At 54.8% G+C, this 17982-nt stretch carries 13 protein-coding genes; 9 read left to right on the forward strand and 4 right to left on the reverse strand.

Annotated elements, in window-relative coordinates; translation table 11 throughout:
* Window positions 1-11: 11 nt before the first annotated feature.
* Window positions 12-1310, forward strand: coding sequence for an O-antigen ligase family protein (locus JF44_RS0110040; RefSeq protein ID WP_162181398.1), 1299 nt, complete (start codon window positions 12-14; stop codon window positions 1308-1310).
* A 282-nt stretch (window positions 1311-1592) separates the two neighbouring features.
* On the opposite strand, the gene JF44_RS0110045 is transcribed toward JF44_RS0110040, so the two are convergent.
* Together JF44_RS0110045 and JF44_RS19940 are read right to left on the reverse strand one after the other, a co-directional pair.
* Window positions 1593-3773, reverse strand: coding sequence for a GumC family protein (locus JF44_RS0110045; protein WP_033068821.1), 2181 nt, complete (start codon window positions 3771-3773; stop codon window positions 1593-1595).
* Entirely contained in the window at window positions 3770-5239 is a 1470-nt protein-coding gene (locus JF44_RS19940; protein WP_052065706.1) for a WecB/TagA/CpsF family glycosyltransferase, read from the reverse strand. The genes JF44_RS0110045 and JF44_RS19940 overlap by 4 nt, the downstream gene beginning before the upstream one ends.
* A gap of 192 nt (window positions 5240-5431) precedes the next feature.
* Between JF44_RS19940 and JF44_RS0110055 the strand changes: the two genes are divergently transcribed.
* The 8 genes from JF44_RS0110055 to JF44_RS0110090 all read left to right on the forward strand — a co-directional run bounded on the left by JF44_RS0110055 (window position 5432) and on the right by JF44_RS0110090 (window position 13406).
* Entirely contained in the window at window positions 5432-6556 is a 1125-nt protein-coding gene (locus JF44_RS0110055) for a glycosyltransferase family 4 protein (RefSeq protein WP_162181399.1), read from the forward strand.
* Entirely contained in the window at window positions 6547-7758 is a 1212-nt protein-coding gene (locus tag JF44_RS0110060) for a glycosyltransferase family 4 protein (RefSeq protein ID WP_156111648.1), read from the forward strand. The genes JF44_RS0110055 and JF44_RS0110060 overlap by 10 nt, the downstream gene beginning before the upstream one ends.
* Window positions 7715-8899, forward strand: coding sequence for a hypothetical protein (locus JF44_RS0110065; protein WP_156111649.1), 1185 nt, complete (start codon window positions 7715-7717; stop codon window positions 8897-8899). The genes JF44_RS0110060 and JF44_RS0110065 overlap by 44 nt, the downstream gene beginning before the upstream one ends.
* Complete coding sequence (locus JF44_RS0110070) at window positions 8896-9639, forward strand: hypothetical protein (protein WP_033068824.1); 744 nt, start codon at window positions 8896-8898, stop codon at window positions 9637-9639. The genes JF44_RS0110065 and JF44_RS0110070 overlap by 4 nt, the downstream gene beginning before the upstream one ends.
* The gene (locus JF44_RS0110075; RefSeq protein WP_033068825.1) at window positions 9624-11135 is read left to right on the forward strand and encodes a hypothetical protein; all 1512 of its coding nucleotides are present in this window, start codon (window positions 9624-9626) and stop codon (window positions 11133-11135) included. The genes JF44_RS0110070 and JF44_RS0110075 overlap by 16 nt, the downstream gene beginning before the upstream one ends.
* A complete protein-coding gene (locus JF44_RS0110080) occupies window positions 11128-11868 on the forward strand; it encodes a glycosyltransferase family 2 protein (protein ID WP_033068826.1) in 741 nt (246 codons plus the stop codon). The genes JF44_RS0110075 and JF44_RS0110080 overlap by 8 nt, the downstream gene beginning before the upstream one ends.
* Complete coding sequence (locus JF44_RS0110085; RefSeq protein WP_033068827.1) at window positions 11865-12965, forward strand: glycosyltransferase family 4 protein; 1101 nt, start codon at window positions 11865-11867, stop codon at window positions 12963-12965. The genes JF44_RS0110080 and JF44_RS0110085 overlap by 4 nt, the downstream gene beginning before the upstream one ends.
* A 72-nt stretch (window positions 12966-13037) precedes the next feature.
* On the forward strand, window positions 13038-13406 hold the full coding sequence (locus JF44_RS0110090; protein WP_033068828.1) for an MmcQ/YjbR family DNA-binding protein: 369 nt from the start codon (window positions 13038-13040) through the stop codon (window positions 13404-13406).
* Between the two features lie 23 nt (window positions 13407-13429).
* Here JF44_RS0110090 and JF44_RS0110095 read toward each other — a convergent pair whose 3' ends face one another.
* A complete protein-coding gene (locus JF44_RS0110095) occupies window positions 13430-14719 on the reverse strand; it encodes a nucleotide sugar dehydrogenase (RefSeq protein ID WP_033068829.1) in 1290 nt (429 codons plus the stop codon).
* A gap of 135 nt (window positions 14720-14854) precedes the next feature.
* Window positions 14855-17857, reverse strand: a complete 3003-nt coding sequence (locus tag JF44_RS0110100) for a leucine--tRNA ligase (RefSeq protein ID WP_033068830.1) — start codon at window positions 17855-17857, stop codon at window positions 14855-14857.
* Between the last annotated feature and the right edge of the window lie 125 nt (window positions 17858-17982).

Genomic DNA, 17982 nt, shown 5'->3' on the forward strand with positions numbered 1-17982 from the left:
AAATTTGTCTGATGGCTCAGATCATTCTGACCCCGCTGATGTTGGGTGGAGCGCGGCCGTGGGCATTGGCGGTTCTGGCGATGCTGACCGGGACCGGCATCCTTGCCGTTTGCATGCGCCCCGGTCCCGTGCGCGCAGCAGGTTACCTGCGCCATGCCTGGTTGTTTCTGGGCGCATTGATCGTCTGGTGCCTGATACAAAGCCTGCCGATCTGGCCGATACAATCTGATCCGTTCAAGGCGCCAATGATCGCGCTGATGCCAGATGGCTGGATGGACACGGCCATCTATCTGGTCTGGCTTGGCGGGCTTGTCACCCTGACGTCGCTGATCGGGCAAGCGTGCGGTCAGCACCTCGTAAACCTTGCAGCCTGCGCCATCGTGATCAGTTGCGCCCTTCAGGTTGCGCTGGCGGCCACATCCGCGCTGTTTGACTGGAACACAACATACTGGTTTGCCAAGCAGGCCCATCTGGGGGACTGGACCGGCAGTTTTGCCAACCGCAATGCCTTTGGCGCATTGATGGGGTTTGGCGTTCTTGCCTGTCTGTTTTTCTATGACCACAGCCCGGCGCAATCGGCTGGAAAGCGCCTTGATCGGTCGGGTGGCTGGTTGGCGCTTGCGATCCTGTTTGCCGCCGCCCTGATCCAAAGCCATTCGCGTCTGGCCTTTGTCATGATGCTGGTTGGGGGCATGGTCTTTGGCCTGCTGCGCACGGCCCCATACGCAAACTTTTCCAAACGCATGATCTTTGCCTGCTTGGGGGGACTTTTGGTAATCGGCCTTGCCACCCTGATCTCGCCAGAGCTTTTTGTACGCTTTTCCGATCTTTCGCGCGCCGATCTGATCCAGCGTGATGATCTTTGGCAGACAGCCCTTCTTGCCATCACAGATCGACCAATCACCGGATTTGGCCCGGATAGCATCACGCTTGCCCTTGGTCATTTTGCAACCCCGAAGCTGAACACACATGCCAACTGGTTTAGCAGCCATAACCTGTGGCTGGACGGGGCCATCATGTTTGGTGTTCCGATCATGCTGGGCATTGGTCTGGCATTAAGTGCGGCCATTAAAATCGTACTCAGAACCTGCCCCCACACCGCAAACCGCGCCCTTCTGATCGCGTTGTTTGCGATGACACTTCCTAGCACATTTGGCGACTGGGTCATGATCATTCCTGCCCTTACTCTGCCGGTGGTATTGCTGATGGTGGCAAGCTTTGAAGCCGGGCTTGCAGGGCAAGCGACAAGGCCCGAATACGGGGATCACGCGGTGCAATCACCCGCGCCTGATCAAGCAACCTTGCACTAGCCGCAAGGTCAGCCTGCGCAAGGTTGATGGCCTTTAACGTCAATAAAACCGGATCAAACGGATCAGAGACAAGTGCGTCTGCCAGCCCATCACGAACCTGTTGCCCATCACCGGAACCAAGGGCACGCACCAACCGTTGCGCACTTAGTTGCGCAGAAAAACCATCGGCATTTTCAAAGGCCGATGGTTTGTCATTGACCTGCGAGAAGGCGCGCACCTCTGAAAACAGGGCCACGCCCCCCGCTCCCAGCACCAAGCCCCCAATGACAAGCAGGACATATTTCATGACACCTGCCCGGTGTTCGCGGTTGGCGATATTCCCTTGCCATAAGCCACCCGCGGCTGCGCACCGTTTAAAACAATCCCTTCCGGGGCAATGCCCGCTGCACTCAACTGGTCAAGGGCGTGGGCAATATCCCGACGCTTGCTGTGGCCACACCGCAGGGCAAATAGCCTGACATCCGCCAAACCAAGTGCAACCACCCCATCCGCAACCGACAGGATCGGCGGTGTGTCAATAATCACATGATCAAACCGCGCCCGCAGGTGGGTGACAATTTCTGCCAACCGCCTGTCAATCAGGCCCGTGGCAATATGGCCAGGCACAGCCATGCGCGCCCCAAGGTAATAATATCCATCTTGCCCCTTTGCTGCGGTCAGAACGTCATCAAGCACCACATCACCTGACATCACTGCACTCAGATCCGGGCGCATTGCATCACCGATTTTAACGTGCGCAGGCAAAGCCGGATCATGCAGGTCCGCATCCAATACAATCACAGACGCCCCCAACCCGCCAAGCTTGTCGGCCAATGCGTGGGTGATGTGGCTTTTGCCATCTCCTGAAACCGGCGATGCAATTGCAATGACCTGCCCGGTTTGATCATCAGGTCTGTCGCCTTCACCACCTTGCGCCATAATGCGCATCAAGACGGCCAAATGCCCGGCTGCCTCCTCAAACGAAGAGGTTGTCTTGTTTGAGCCTGCCCCACCGCGGCGATCGGGGATGCGGGCAAACAACGGAACGCCAAGGTGGGGTTGCGGGTCAAAATCGTCATCAACGGTCTGATCAAAATAATGGCGCAATAATGCGGCAACAACTGCGGCAAAAAGCGCAACCATGATGGCCAGAACACTCAAGTGACGTTTGCTGGGGAACTCCGCCGCACGCGGCAACATCGCGGCGCGAATGATTTCGGCGTCGCCATGAAATGCGGCCAATGCCCGGCGCAGCGCCTGAACCCGCTGCCCAAGTTCCTGCAATTCAGTACGGGCCATGGCAACAGATCGCATCAATGCTGCCTGCCCTTGAACGCTTGTCGTGCGCGCGGCCATCCGATCCTGCCACTGATCACGCTGGGCAATGATCAGGTGTAATCTTTCCTCGGCCTCTTTGAGGGCGATATCCATACTGCCAGAAACGGTTTCTGCCGCCCGCGCAAGCGCCATGCGCGCATCGTCAAGCTCCTGCTTTTTGCCCTGCATGCGGGGGTGCCTGGGACCATATCGTTGATCAAGAACGGCAAATTCCTGCTTTTTGTCTTCAAGCTGTTCTGAAAGCTGCTGAACCGTTGGGTGGCCTACGACATCGGGGATCGCCAAAAGATCATCAAGGGTTTCTGCCGCCCTGCGGTTTTCACGGGCAAGACGCAGGGCCACGACCTCCTGCCCCAGTTTTTCGGCCTGCTCATCCAGGGCATAAATGCGATCAAGCATTCGGTTGCCCTCATCCGCATCAAGCATTCCGACCCTGCTTTGCGCCCGCGCCAGATCACCTTCAAGTACGGCCAGTTCACTTTGGGCAGCGTCAAACTGTGAAACGGCCTCCGTCAGTTGACGTCGGAGTGTGCGTTTTTGTTGGTTTTCACGGTGCCATACATAACTTTCGATAACCGCCTGCAACGCCTTTTGCGCTATTTCCGGCTGAGCCGCGCTAAAGCCAACCTCAATCACCGCTGCATTACCAACCCGGCTTGCATTCAGTCCCCCACGAAGGCGGGTGACCATGTCGGCTTCATCGGCAGGACGGTTTTCTTCAAAAGAAGGCTGCTTGAACACCGCCACCAATTGAGCAAACAAGCCGTCATCTGGCACCGACATCAGAGTAATACCTTCGCCGCGCAAGACCGATGCTGCTGCCTCAAGCGTCTGCTGGCTTTTAATCGCGGCAATCGCGGTTTCAATCTGTTGCGCGCTCAGAACGCCACGCGAAATTGCCCCATCATCAGTCCAGACACGGCCTGCAATTTGCGCGTCCAGCGACAAACCAATTTCCGCCACCGCACGATAGGTCCCCCGCCAATTGGCAACCAGGGCAAAAAGCAAAACAAGCGTGACAACAAAGCTCAGGATCGCAACACCACGCCGCTGCCAAACAATAATCACCAAATCGCGTAGAGACGGATCAAAACGTTCGGTTGCCTGACTGCTGACAGAACCGGTGGGCACATGGTTTTGCATCATCGCGGGCTTGCATCCTCAAGCTCCAGAATACCTTCAAGCTTTTGATAATCCTGCGCAGCCCAAAAAATGCTTCCGGTCTGGTTTCTGCGCGGGTCAACATCCAGAAACGAATATAGATTGTCCCATTCTGTTTCGGGTTGGCTGACGGGTTTGACGACCCCGACCTTTTCGCTTTGCACCGCACTTTCGGCGGATGTCGGTGTGTCAAAAAGCTCTGCGGGGCGGTTTGATGTCCCGCCAAACAACCGCCCGGCCAAATCGGGTGCAAAGCCTGCCACCAGACTTTGAAACTGATCGGGCCTTGGATGCATATCGGTTAACCCAAGCACGACACCGCCCAGAACCGTCTCAAGCAAAAAACGGCTCGCGCCGGTGTTGGCCAAAACCACATCAAACAGTCCCAGCACTATTTCAAGGTTTTCCTCGGTCACTTGCCAGTCGATGGCTGTGGCCTCGGCGTCAGTCTCCGGCGTGCGCGATAATATCCCCGCAACCAACTGATCAATTATCTGGCTCAGATCATTCGGGTCCTTGAGCTCGGTAATATTGGCTTCCAGCCACGAAATTGCTGATTGCTGATCCGTCAGTTCAAACCTGTCTGACGTGATCGTTTGTGCCTGCCCCTCCGCCGCGGCCCACATGATCGGCATCAATGCGCCAACCACGGCCAGTTTTCGCAGGATGCTGCGTATCCGTGCGCACTGCATCTTTGCAATTGTCGGCAATACCATTCGGGCAAATGCGCTTAGACCATGGGCATATCGCGGGATCATGTATCGCGGCTGGCAAGCAATGCGCCACAGGAACTCGATCCCCGTCCGTTGCCATATGATTGGCGCACGCTTTACCTCACCTGCCAGAACGTCAAACGCCCCGCCAACCCCCATGGCAAAACGGCATCCGGTTTGGGGAGCAAAGTGATCAACGAATATCTCCTTGCGTGGGGAAGGCAAGGCAACAAACAGGGCATCTGCCTTCGCCTGCGCGACACATTTCACAAGTTTTTGGTCATCCATCTCATAACCATGATGGGTCCCGGCAATGATCAGGCCGGGAAAACGCAGAGGCAATTCCACAGACAACCGATCAAGCACCTCTTGTCGGGCGCCCAGCAAAAAGACACGCACACGGTCATGGGCGAAATGCCCAAGCAGATCGGTCATAAGTTCAATGCCGGTCACCCGCTCTGGCACCTTGATCCCCATCATGCGTGCAGCCCAGACAATCCCCATACCATCGGCTGACAAGCAGTCCGCGCGCGCAAGCGCCCCAAACAAAGCGTCATTGCGCACCGCACCGGGCAGTTTTATGGCGTTTAAGGAATGCTGGCAAAAACAGGTGGGGGATCGGCGATCCGGTGACTTTGCAAGTGCGTTTCTGATATCGCTGCAAAGTTCAGGGCGGGTACGAACATCAAGAGACAGGCCAAAAAATTCCGATCTTTCTACTGTCTTGGCATTTCGCATTCCTGCCCCCATCCACGTCAATCTGAATGCCCCATTTAACCATAACACAGACTTTTCTGGATTTTCCCGTTTGTCGTTCGATGCTCAGGATCACATCCAGGGTCGATCAACAGGTCTGTATAATTGGTTGAAGGCAATGCTAACTTATGATTGATTTATCGACAACAACAGCATCCCAAGGTGATTGTCGCGGTGAAGGTGACATTACTGACCAACCTTGTGCCACCCTACCGAACAAATGCCTATGACGCGCTTCATCGCCGCGCTGTTTCGGCAGGTGGCGGCTTGCGGGTTATCTGTACCCAACAGGGCGAACCACAGCGAAACTGGCCCGCAACAACGGCGTCTTTCATGCGCGAAAGGCTTCCCGGGCTTCTGCTTCCACTAGGTGAAAACCGTACATTATCCATTCCTTTTGGGGTTACCCGCACCCTGCAAAAATCACCACCATCGGTTTTGATCCTTGCCGGGTTTGGTATCGCCCAATGGCAGGGGCAAAACTGGGCGCGTCAACGCAGGATTCCAACCATCTTGCAATTTGATGGCTGGGCAGGTTCCGATGATGCCTATACCAATCCTGTCAGGTGCAAGCTCCGTCAACACATGGTTGCCCGCGCTGATGGCTTCATTGCCGCAAGCACGCGCGGTGTGGCCTGGTTTGAACAGCAGGGAATACCAAACCAAAAGGTCGCAATTGCCCCCATCCCACCATCCTTTGAGGCCCCAGACGAAACCAATCTGAAGGATCGTGAAAACAGGCAATATGATTTGCTTTGGTGTGGGCGAACCACCAATTCAAAGGGCTTTGATCGCTTTATTGAAATCGTCGACAAACTTTCCAACCAAGGCATTACGGACAAAATCGCGATTGTTGGCAGCACCGACATCACAAACACCACACAGCTTGTATCTGCAATTGGGGTATCAGAACGAACCGACGTTTTTGGACAACTGCCCCCAGACCAACTTCCCGCAATCCTGAACAATGCCAAGCTATGCCTGTTTCCCAGCCGAAATGATGCATATGGCGTCGGTGTCATTGACGCCATAGCTTGTGGGGCCGTGGTTCTGGCAAGTTCGATGGTTGGCTGTGCACCCGATGTTCTGGAAAATTCCGAAATTCTACCGGTCGATAACGACAAGGCCTGGGTCACAGCATGCATCCGTCTGCTTTCTGATCCCGACCATTGGGAACAAACCCGCGAAATTCAGGCCGGAAAGATCAACTTTAATACGCCCACGCATCACGGGGCGGCAATGTGGGATGCCATCACGCACGCAACATGTGAAGTTTCGGAAAGCCGCAGATGGAACTGATCAAACCAAACGCGAGAACATCGACATCAGCACCATCGGTTTGGCTGATCAGCCGTATTGATCAAGCCAAAATACTCGCCAGTCATTTGAACGATCAACACAGACTGGCACGCTGGGACAGCTTTTGGCGCCATGACGGCACCGGCCCCATTCGCCCCAAATCACGACAGACTGATGCGCGTTTGTCTGATATTCCCGGTCGCCATCTGCTGCCTGACGTGCTTGGCAAAACAGCACAGAAACTGGGCCTGCTCGCGCCAAACCTTTACTCAGATGTTCCCTTGTCCATGCTGGCAGCCCTGCGCACACCCAAAGCCGACATTTTGCACGGACAGGGAAATTACAGCCTGCCCGCGATGCGCCGGGCAAAGGCACATGGCATGGTAACAATCTCAGATGTAACCGGCCAACTGGCAAAAATCCGTTGCCAACAGCTTGCCGCAGAATACGCCTGCCACAACCGGACATATCACGAAATATCAGCCTTTCTTGCCCGACGCCGCACACAGGAGGCACAGTTTGCCGATGCGGTATTCGCGCCATCTGACGCGGTGGCCGATGGTTTGCAGCGGTGCGGCGTCGCACCAGAAAAAATTCATCTTGTACCCTTCATCGCGCCGGGCTGTCAGGCGCTGCTTGATCGGCACCGCACCACGCATAATGACACGATCGTTCGGCTGTTTTATGTCGGCAACCTGTCACTGGCAAAAGGCATCGCGCATCTTTTGACCGCATGGAAAACCATCCGCGAAAAGTTCGGGTTACGTGTCGTACTGACCCTTGTTGGCCCGGCAAAATCCTGTGCCCGGGCAATGCTGTCAAACCTGCCGGACGGGGTCACATGGCAGGGGCCTTTGCCCCATCGAAAGGTCGCTGACCTGATGCTTGGATCGGATGTTTTCGTCTTTCCCAGCCTGAGCGAAGGCGCAAGCCTTGCAACCATGGAAGCCATGGCAGCGGGATGCGCGGTCGTTACCACCTTTGATGCCGGAAGCCCGGTAATCAATCACATAAGTGGGCTGATCGTGCCACCGCGTGATCCATCCTCGTTAGCAACCGCTGTCTCGGCCCTGATCGCTGATCCAACCATGCGCCAAAACATTGCACAAACGGCGCGGGACCAAATCGCCCGCGATCTTTTGCAAGGTTATGGCCAGCGTGTCGATCTGGCCCATGAAGCTGTTCTGTCGCGCCATGGTTAACAAGTTTCAAACCATACGATCTGGCCTCTATCCACTTTGGCTTATCGGTGCAAACCTGTCAGCCCGGCTGGGCGGCATGGTGATCCTTCTGATCATCGGGCATTCTTTTGCAGCCGAGGTGCTTGGCGAATACTTTAAGGCACTTGCGCTGATTGGTTTGGCGATCACCGCAACACAGGCAGGCAGCGGGCCGCTTCTGGTTCGCCTCGCCCAAAGCCGGTCATTTGTCAAAGCCCGTTTTCTTGTGATTTTGCGGCTTGTGATTGCGCTTGTTTCAACAGTCCTTGTCATCAAATACGCAGCCCAACCTTTGGGGCAATTCTGGCCCCTGATGCTTATGCCGTTTGCCTGTGCCCTTTCGCCGGACTGGATTGTGGCCGCCCAAACCAGATTTTCCAGATTGGGCCTGATTGCCGTTCTCGGACAAGTCACCGGTATCATGGTTGCCGTTTGGGCATCTGTCAGCCAATCACCTGATGCGCTTTATGGCATTGCACCGGCAATCTCGCTGGCAAGCCTTGTTTTTGCTTGTTTGTTTGCATTCAAGCGCACCGGAAACGATAGCGACCTCACTGTCCCTGCCCGCCATGGCGAGAACGCCGTTGGCCTTGTCGGGTTCACATTGCTGGCAGGGTTTCTGCCCAACCTTGATTTCGTTTTATTGGGCGCAGGAGACGACACATTGTTTCTCGCACAACGCGTTTTTCTACTTTGTGCGGGCCTGACTGCTGCGATTGCATCAACACTGTTTGCCAAACGTCAATCGGGACATTTGCGTGATTTCTGGCTGCTGATGCCAATGGCCTCGGTGTCCCTGATGCTTTTCTTCTGGCCTGAGGCCCTTGCGACATTGATCTATGGCGCACCATCCGATCTGCTGATCTCGGTCCTTCAGGCCGGTGCAGCATGGCCGATGCTGTTTGCGCTTTTGACACGGCAAATACTGATCTTGCAGGAAAAAACTGCGTTCAGGTTGGTCGGCTGGATATGCCTTGCACTGGCAATCATCACCGCATTTTCCATCCCCAACGTCGGCACCGCAACCGATGTCATGGTGCTGATTGAACTTCGCCTGGCGGTTTTGATGGTCATCCTGTCTGCCTGTCAGCGCTACGTGATCACCCGGCAGGTGACCGCATGAACCAACTGAAAACAACCATCCGCAATAACCAGCTTATTCACGGGCAGTTTGGTGACATCACCTTTGGTCCGTGGGGATTGGAATGTTCGGACCGGCATGCGTTTGTCACCCTTACCGATACCCCAAGAAACGTTCAGCGCAACGAAAATGTCTGGTTGCTTTCCGGCGGTCGGCTGCAAATTGACTACGCCACACAACAATCAGAAACCAACACACTTCATCTTCAGGTTCGCTTTCACGCCCTTGATGACATCCTGTTGCAAGATGGTGTGCTGCGCATGGTTTTTGACAAAACGGCCATCAAACACGGGGTCATTGACAACAAAACGATCCTTCATACCGATAGCGACAAATACCGCCTTCATCAAACCAACACGGTCAGGCTTGTCGGGCAGAACCACGCAACCATCACCGTCACCCTTGATCATGCCGAAGGTGCAGGGCGGTTTGATCCATATTTGTATCTTCGTGATCGGGCGGACCAGTGGATCATTCATGCACGTTTATTGCCGCGTAACCCGGTTGATCAGGTTTGGCTGCGCTGGGCCAATCGCTTTTTCACCGTCTCCGCCCCTGATCGCCTTGCCCAGTTATTATGGCGCATCACACCTGCCCAAAAGGCCCTTTGGCGATTGCGTGAACGCATGGGGCGAAACTGGCCGGAAATACAGGCCGTACCGCTTAACCGTCTTCAGCGTGGTCAATCATTGACGCTGGAGGTGACATGTCGCTTTCATTAGCCCAATATGATCTGACCACCCGTTGTCGTAAAATTTCCTGTCAAATTGCAGATGATTTAACAAGACGACAACAGGCAGACGGGACTTTTGCCCTGCCGGATTTCTATGCCAAGGCCTTTGCCATCAACCTTTGGACCCAGCTAGATCGAAATCGGTTTCACGCCAATATTGAACGCGCGCTAACCGCATTAAAGACGGAACCTCAGGACAGGGGGTATCACCGCGAATTCATTGAATATGCCTTCCGTGAAACGCCCGGACTGTCAGAAGAAACCATTGCAGGCGTTTTACGCAACGCACCCTCACAAAGCCCCGATGTTGCCAATTGGCAAATACTTGGTCTGATGAACCGCCAAAAGCGGGACGACGGGCTTGGCACAAAGCTTACCAACCTCGCGCATTTTGCATTGATCCGCTGTCGGTATTGGCGAAGCCCGCTATTTCTGGACCGTCCAAACTGCTTTTCGGCCCAGTATCATGCCTTTTGCGCTGCACTTCTGTCCGATAGCCCAAACAAACACCAACAACGCCTGGCCCGCACAGCAACCAAATTGCTTGCAGCCCTGAGTGGTACGCACGGATATGCAAATTTGACCGGGCGTGGTGCGGGGCAGAGTTTTGGCGCAGTCTGTGCGTTATATGCCCTGATCAAACATGGATATCAGGCCCCGGCAAACGCCATCCTTGATCGGATTGAAAAGGCCGTTTTCACCGATGCGGGATTACCACTTAATCTGCTGGCGGCAGCCCCACTGCCAGATGCACCCGGCCCGGCAAACCCCGAAACACCGGGATGGTACAACTACAACCGCCATGATGATTATCTTGCCTTTGCGGGATACTGGCTGTGTAAGGCAGCAAAACTTCCTATGCACGGGAAACATCCGTCCCCCGCAGGCACAGTTGAAACCACATCACACTTTGCGCATTTCTCATCCCGGCACTATCATGCGCAGATGGCGTTGCGGGGCAAACAGGTGTTTGACGTATCCGGTGCGCCAGTCATCGTTTCCGGTCAGGGAACTACTGCAAAACTTCTTCTTCCCCCCACGGGCGGAGAACAGGACGTACCAAGTCTCTATGACAAGGAATCGCATCCCCTACCCGCCATCGGTACAGATCATTTCGCACGCTTTCTTCGTACCAAACACACGGCCGACAACACGTTTGAAATTGCCTTTGAACTTCGTGGCATTGCAGGCACGCGAAAGATTGAGTTTCAGGATCATCAGGTCATCATAAGTGATGGCTTTCCCGATACATCAGGCCAATGCGCAGATCTTTTCCGTATCCTGTTTGATGGCAGAATTGATCTTATCCAAACTGCGGAACGCGTCATCATCTGCCCTGCCCTTGGCATACAGATGCATGCCAACACTGCGCTTCAGATTGATCATTCCCCAACCTTTAGCGCCGCGGGACCCGCGATGCGCGTAAGTGCGCCAAATGCCAACAAAGCCAAACTCGTGATCATCTGGGGAAAGCCCAATGCGTAAGCCGTTCACGATCATCACAACCGTGCATAATGGCGATGCACATCTGGTTGATTATTTTGATAATCTGGCATCAATCCTTGGCCCAAATGATCATGCAGTGATCGTTGATGACGGCTCAGAAAACCCGGTAGCCCTTCCTGATAGATTGCAGGATAAAACCACCATCACAGTGCTTCACCCCGGCAGGATTGGACGCGGTGCGGCACTTAACCTGGCACTTGAAAACAGCCCGATCGATCTGATCGCCATACAGGATATTGACGATGCGTCCCATCCCGATCGGTTTGATCATCAGGCCAAACATCTGACCGATCATCCCGGCGGGCTTGTTTTTGCCACGGCAACCTCTGACCCGTGGCGAGCGCGTTTTGGACATCTCCAGCACATCCCTGCTGCGCGGCTATATTTTGCCAATCCATTACATCATTCATCCCTTGCCATGCATCGGTCTGTCTGGGAACGCATTGGCGGGTATGACACCGATTTACCATGCTGTATCGACCTTGATTTCTATTTACGGGCCGTCACCGTCGGGCAAGCAAGGATTTGGCGTATTGGGACGCCTCTGATCACCCGCACGCTTGATCCGCAAAGCCGATATTTCTCCCGGATATCTGCTGATATCTACCAGCAAACACTTGCGATGGTGCTTGATCGCCACCGCATGCACCTGCCCCGATCGATTTGGCCCCTACTTGGCAAGCTGCGACGATTAAGCAGGGGGACGTTGTGACAAAAAACGCAAAAGTCGTTGCCATGGTTCAGCTCCCACCGCCGATGCATGGTGCCGCAAAAATGAACCAGCATGCTGTTGATGCCCTCTCAGCGCAGTTTGATCTTCAGGTGATTGAGATGCGCTTTGCCCGAACAGTGTCAGAGGTAAACCGCTTCTCGCTGCGCAAGCTTGCATTGGCGGTCTGGCTACTGATGCGGCTGGCCTGGAAGTTGCCACAGGCAAAGTCACTTTACATCTGCTTCGCGCCGTGTGGCTCCGCCTATTACCGCGACTGTCTTTATGTTCTGCTGGCAAAGCTTTTTCGCGTGCCGGTGATATTGCATCTTCATGGTCGTGGCCTGCCCAACATGCGAAAATCGCGATGGCAGAAACAATTCCAGCAACATGTTTTTCACCGACAGACCGTCATCCTGTTAGGCGAAAAATTGCGCCCGGAAGTCACCGAATTGACCTGTACCACCGTGATCATTCGCAACTGTCTGGAGGCTGGCTTATTTCTGCCTCAACGCACCGATCCATGGGCACCGCATCAGCCGGTCAGGCTTTTGTGGCTTTCCAATCTGTTTCGCTCCAAGGGCATCGAAACCCTGATTGCCGCATGTGCACTGCTGCGCGCCGAAGGCACAGATTGTCACCTGACCATTGCCGGTGATCATGGTGATATCTCCAAATCCGAACTAGATGCCTTGCTGGAAAGACACCAGATGCATGATGCCGCAAGCTGCATTGGTCCTGTCTCGCCAAATGAAAGGCAGGCTGCGCTTAAAAACACTGACCTGTTTGTTTTTCCCAGTACCTATGCCAATGAAGCTCAGCCACTTGTCGTGCTTGAAGCCATGGCTGCATCTGTTCCCGTGATCACCAGCACCATCGCGACACTGCCGGAATTTGTCCGTCCTAGAGAAACCGGCCAATTGTGCCCGCCAGACAACCCGGATTTGCTGGCAACGGCCATCTCAACGGCCATCAAGGCACCCGAGGAAACAACAATCATGCGGGATCAGGCATACCAAATGTGCCAACATGAGTTCCATCACGAACGTTTTGCCCGCGAACTGACAAAGCAGGTTTCCGATATCACTGGTCCGCCCTGAAACACGACTTCACTTTTGTGTTTTTCACACGCAAAATAGCTTTTGCTTGCCATCGCAAACAGGACGACGCCAATGGACCGCGACGCATTCAATGCCTTCTGCAAGTCCCTGCCCCACACCACCCATGTGGTGCAATGGGGTGGTGCTGATGTCTGGAAAGTGGGTGGTAAGGTTTTTGCCATTGGCGGCTGGACCAAGAACGAAACACTTGGCATTACCTTCAAGACATCGGAAATCGGCTATGAAGTTCTGAAAGATCAACCGGGTCTGCGCCCGGCACCCTATCTGGCATCACGCGGTATGAAGTGGATCCAGCATTATGACAAGCCGGGCCTAAGCGATGATGACCTGATGGACCATATCAAAAGCGCGCACCGCATCGTCGCCAAGGGTTTGACGAAAAAGCTGCAGCGCGCGCTTAATTTGTATCAGGACGAATAAAGGCTTCGCGTAAGGTCAGTGGCCTAGAGCCGCCAGAGATCAATACCCGCCGGAACACTGTCACGCGGTAACACTGCACGCACATCGGCAACAAAGCCCTTGCCGTCCTTAAGAAGACTGCTTACCAGCGGCCAGCCCTTGGCGACATATTCCTTGTGCGATACTGCCAAAACCAACGCGTCGGCTGGTTTCAGGTCATCATCCCCGCTCAGTTTCAAGCCTGCGAATTCGTGGGAGACTTCCGTGGCATCGGCATGGGCATCATGCACCTGCACCGTGATTCCGGCATCTTCGAGCGAGCGGATAATGTCAATCACGCGTGTATTGCGGATATCGGGCACATCTTCCTTGAATGTCAGACCAAGCACGGTGACGGTCGGTTTTTTGGTTGCCCCTTCACGCAGCAGTGCGCGAATAACCTTGTTGGCAACCACATCACCCATGCCATCATTCACGCGACGCCCAGCCAGAACCACCTGCGGGTAATAGCCAAGCTCTTCGGATTTATGCGTCAGGTAATAGGGATCAACACCAATGCAGTGTCCGCCGACAAGCCCCGGCGTGAATTTCAGGAAGTTCCACTTCGTCCCGGCAGCTTCAAGCACATCACGGGTATCGATACCCGCACGGTCAAAGATCAGCGACAGCTCGTTCATCAGCGCAATATTCAAATCACGCTGGGTATTTTCAATCACTTTCGCTGCCTCGGCGGCCTTGATGGTCGGCGCTTTGTGAACGCCTGCGGTAACAACACTTCCATAGACATCGGCAACGATATCAAGGGTCGCTGCGTCCTGCCCCGACACCACCTTGGTGATTGTCGTAAAGCGATGTTCGCGATCGCCCGGATTGATGCGTTCGGGCGAATATCCGACCGTGAAATCACGTCCGGCCTTCAGGCCTGAAAGCTTTTCAAGGATCGGCACACATTCTTCTTCGGTCGCGCCGGGGTAAACCGTGCTTTCGTAAACAACGATGTCGCCTTTTTTAAGGATGGCACCAACGGTTTTCGATGCCGAACGCAGCGGGGAAAGATCCGGACGGTTGGAGCTGTCAATCGGGGTTGGCACCGTGACGATGTGGAAATCAGCCTCGGCCAAATCCTTGGGATCATCGCTCAGCAAAAGATCTGCTGCGGCCAGTTCATGATCATCAACCTCACCGGTGGCATCATGCCCGTCTTTAAGCTGGGCAATCCGTGCGGTGTTGATGTCAAAGGCAACAGTGCGCCCAGTGGCTGTCCCGAATGCCACGGCAACCGGCAATCCAACATAACCCAACCCGATTACGGAAATCTTGCGTCCGTGGCTCATTACTCAATCCTACCAAAGATACACGTTTCTGACTTCTATCCAGCCTGCCAAAAACCGTCAACAAACGAGATCACAAAGAAACAGGGCACCGCATAACGGCAATGGCCTGTCTCTTATATCAGTACCCGGCCGGGCTTAGCCCTTCACGACGATATTAACCAGTTTCGGGGTCGGCTTGGCGACATAGATCACCTTGACGATCTGCATGCCTTCAAGGTGACGGGCAACGTTCTCGTCTGCCTTGGCAAGTGCTTCGACCGTTGCCTGATCAGCATCGGCTGCCACCATCACGGTGCCACGCTTTTTGCCATTGACCTGAACCGGAACTTCAAATTCGTCATCCTTGGCCTTTTCGGCATCGAATTCCGGCCAGTCAAACTTGATCACCGATTTCTTGGCACCGAATTCGTCCGCCGCCATCCGGCTCATAAGCTCCTCACCCAGATGCGGTGCAAACGGTGCGACCATGAGCGCCAAGGCCTTGGCATGTTCATCATGCACGGCATTTTGTTTGGTCAGCGCATTGGTCAACTCAATCAGGGCTGCAATCGCCGTATTAAGCCGCAAATCAGCAATATCGCCGGTCACCTTGGCAATTGTCTTGTGCAGAAGCGTTTCAATCTTGCCGTCCACCACGTCGGTGCGTTCCATCTGGGTCGTGACTTTCCAGACGTTGGACAGGAACCGCATCATGCCGACAATCGCATCGGACTGCCACGGTTTGGAGCTATCAAGCGGCCCCATATACATTTCATAGGTGCGGAACGTGTCGATGGTGTATTGATCGCAGATTTCCTCGGGCGGGATACCGTTTTTATAACGTTTGCCCATCTTGCCCGGAACAGTAATCAGCTGTTCATCCGTTTTGGCGTTGAACGGTACTTTCTTGCCATCGACATCGCGCATTTCAACATCATGGATGTCGACATAAACACCGCGCGCGTCGGTATAGGCATCAGCCGTGATCATGCCCTGGTTAAACAGCTTCTGGAACGGCTCGGGCGTGCTGACATAGCCAAGGTCAAACAGGACCTTGTGCCAGAACCGCGAATAGAGAAGATGCAGCACCGCGTGCTCCGCACCGCCAACATAAAGGTCAACAGCCCCCGGCTGTGCCTTGCCGTCCTTATCGGTGCTGTTTGCCCAATAGGCCGCCGCATCGTCTGATGCGAACTTGGCATCATTTTTGGCATCGAAATAACGCAGATAATACCAGCAGGACCCCGCCCAGTTCGGCATGGAGTTGGCATCACGTTTGAACGCGCGCACGTCATACTCGCCGCCATCATGGGCGTATTTTGATCCGACTTCGGCCTCCACCGGCAGAACCGAACCATCACCAAGGACAATCCCCGTCACTTCCATCCAGTCCTTGGCACGTGCGAGCGGCGGCTCCGGCTCGGAATTCGGGTCTTCGTTGGATTTCGGTTTGAAATCGGTCATTTCCGGCAGAACGACCGGAAGGGCGGCCTCGGCAATGCCGTGCACCTGATCGGTCTCAACGTCGAACAGAACCGGGAACGGCTCCCCCCAATAACGCTGACGCGAAAACAGCCAGTCACGCAGTTTATACTGCACGCGCCCGCGTCCAATGCCCTTGGCTTCCATCCATTCGATGATCTTGGCCTTGGCATCCGGGGTCGAAAGCCCGTTCAGCGAGACTTCGTCATTGGCGGAATTGATCGTCTCGCCAACCTCAACCTGGGCCAGCTTGAACGCGCCCGGCTCCGCCTCATAACGCGCAAGAAGCGTTGCCGCATCGCCATCAGCCAAATCTGCCGGGGCGTTGTCCTTAAGCCAAGCGTCTGACGGCTTGGTGGTTGCCTTGATCGGCAGACCGAATTTATGAGCAAATTCAAAGTCGCGCTGGTCGCCGGCGGGTACTGCCATGATCGCACCGGTGCCATAGCCCATCAGGACATAGTCCGCAATCCAGACCGGGATTTCTTCACCCGTGACCGGGTTGGTCGCATGCGCGCCAATAAACACCCCGGTCTTTTCGCGTTCGGCATCATCCTTGGCCGATACGGCCTTAAGCTCGGACGCCTCCGCACGATAGGCCGCAACCGCGTCCTTCTTATCATCCGCAAGCAGCTTGTCCACCAGCGGATGTTCCGGCGCCAGCACCATATAGGTCGCGCCAAAGATCGTATCCGGGCGGGTGGTGTAAACCGCGATTTTTTCGTCCGTACCGTCCACTGTTTTAACCGGGAAATTCACCCGCGCACCCACAGAACGGCCAATCCAGCCCTTCTGCATCTCGACGACGCCATTCGGCCAATCAAGCCCTTCAAGGTCGGTGACCAGACGATCGGCATAATCGGTAATGCGCAACATCCACTGTTTGAGCGGACGTTTATACACCGGATAATCACCACGTTCGGACTTGCCTTCGTTGGTGACTTCCTCGTTCGACAGAACCGTCCCCAGCATCGGGCACCAGTTAACCGGCACTTCATCGACATAGGCCAGACGCCCGCGATCAATCGCGCGATCAATTTCCTTGCCTTCGGCCTTGGTGCCCTCGCCAATCACGGATTTCGGCTGCGGCACGCCATCTTCATCCAAAAGCCACTCACCACTTTCCAAAAGCGGGCGCAGCTCGGCAATCGGGCGCGCACGGCCGGTGATGGTCTGATCTTGCGGGCCTTTCCATTCCACGGTCGGATCATAGAAGCTGTTAAACAGCTGCAGGAAAATCCATTGCGTCCATTTGTAATAATCCACATCGGTCGTGGCGAAACGGCGATGCGGATCATGGCCAAGGCCAATGACCTGAAGCTGACGCAGCATATTTTCGATATTGGCTTCGGTCGTGATGCGCGGATGCTGACCGGTCTGGATGGCGAACTGTTCGGCCGGCAGACCAAAGGCATCAAAGCCCATGGAATGCAAAACATTGTGGCCACGCATGCGCTCGAACCGCGCCTTTACATCCGTCGCGATATAGCCCAGCGGGTGCCCGATATGCAGGCCCACCCCGCTTGGATAGGGGAACATGTCCAGAATGACGCTTTTCTTTTTACTTGCGTCGAAATCCGCATCGCCGGGGTTGGGGGTACGATAGGTATCGTTTTCCCGCCAATAAGCCTGCCAGCGCTTTTCAAATTCCCGCGCACTTTCCTGATAGTTCGCCACGCTCAATCAACTCCTGCCTGTCGGGCCTTTGTCTGTTGGCATCGGGCGCATGCCATGGCGGCGCGCCTGCCAGATCAGATTGCCTGTCACAATAATCCTAAGCAGTGTTCATAAGCGCGCTTTGA

The organism is Thalassospira australica, from assembly GCF_000763295.1.
GTDB classification, from domain to species: Bacteria; Pseudomonadota; Alphaproteobacteria; order Rhodospirillales; family Thalassospiraceae; genus Thalassospira; species Thalassospira australica.

Coding starts and splice junctions, on each gene's coding strand:
- JF44_RS0110040 (WP_162181398.1), top strand. CDS start 12: ATGGCTCAGATCATTCTGACCCCGCTGATGTTGGGTGGAGCGCGGCCG.
- JF44_RS0110045 (WP_033068821.1), bottom strand. CDS start 3,773: ATGATGCAAAACCATGTGCCCACCGGTTCTGTCAGCAGTCAGGCAACC.
- JF44_RS19940 (WP_052065706.1), bottom strand. CDS start 5,239: ATGCGAAATGCCAAGACAGTAGAAAGATCGGAATTTTTTGGCCTGTCT.
- JF44_RS0110060 (WP_156111648.1), top strand. CDS start 6,547: ATGGAACTGATCAAACCAAACGCGAGAACATCGACATCAGCACCATCG.
- JF44_RS0110070 (WP_033068824.1), top strand. CDS start 8,896: ATGAACCAACTGAAAACAACCATCCGCAATAACCAGCTTATTCACGGG.
- JF44_RS0110075 (WP_033068825.1), top strand. CDS start 9,624: ATGTCGCTTTCATTAGCCCAATATGATCTGACCACCCGTTGTCGTAAA.
- JF44_RS0110080 (WP_033068826.1), top strand. CDS start 11,128: ATGCGTAAGCCGTTCACGATCATCACAACCGTGCATAATGGCGATGCA.
- JF44_RS0110090 (WP_033068828.1), top strand. CDS start 13,038: ATGGACCGCGACGCATTCAATGCCTTCTGCAAGTCCCTGCCCCACACC.
- JF44_RS0110095 (WP_033068829.1), bottom strand. CDS start 14,719: ATGAGCCACGGACGCAAGATTTCCGTAATCGGGTTGGGTTATGTTGGA.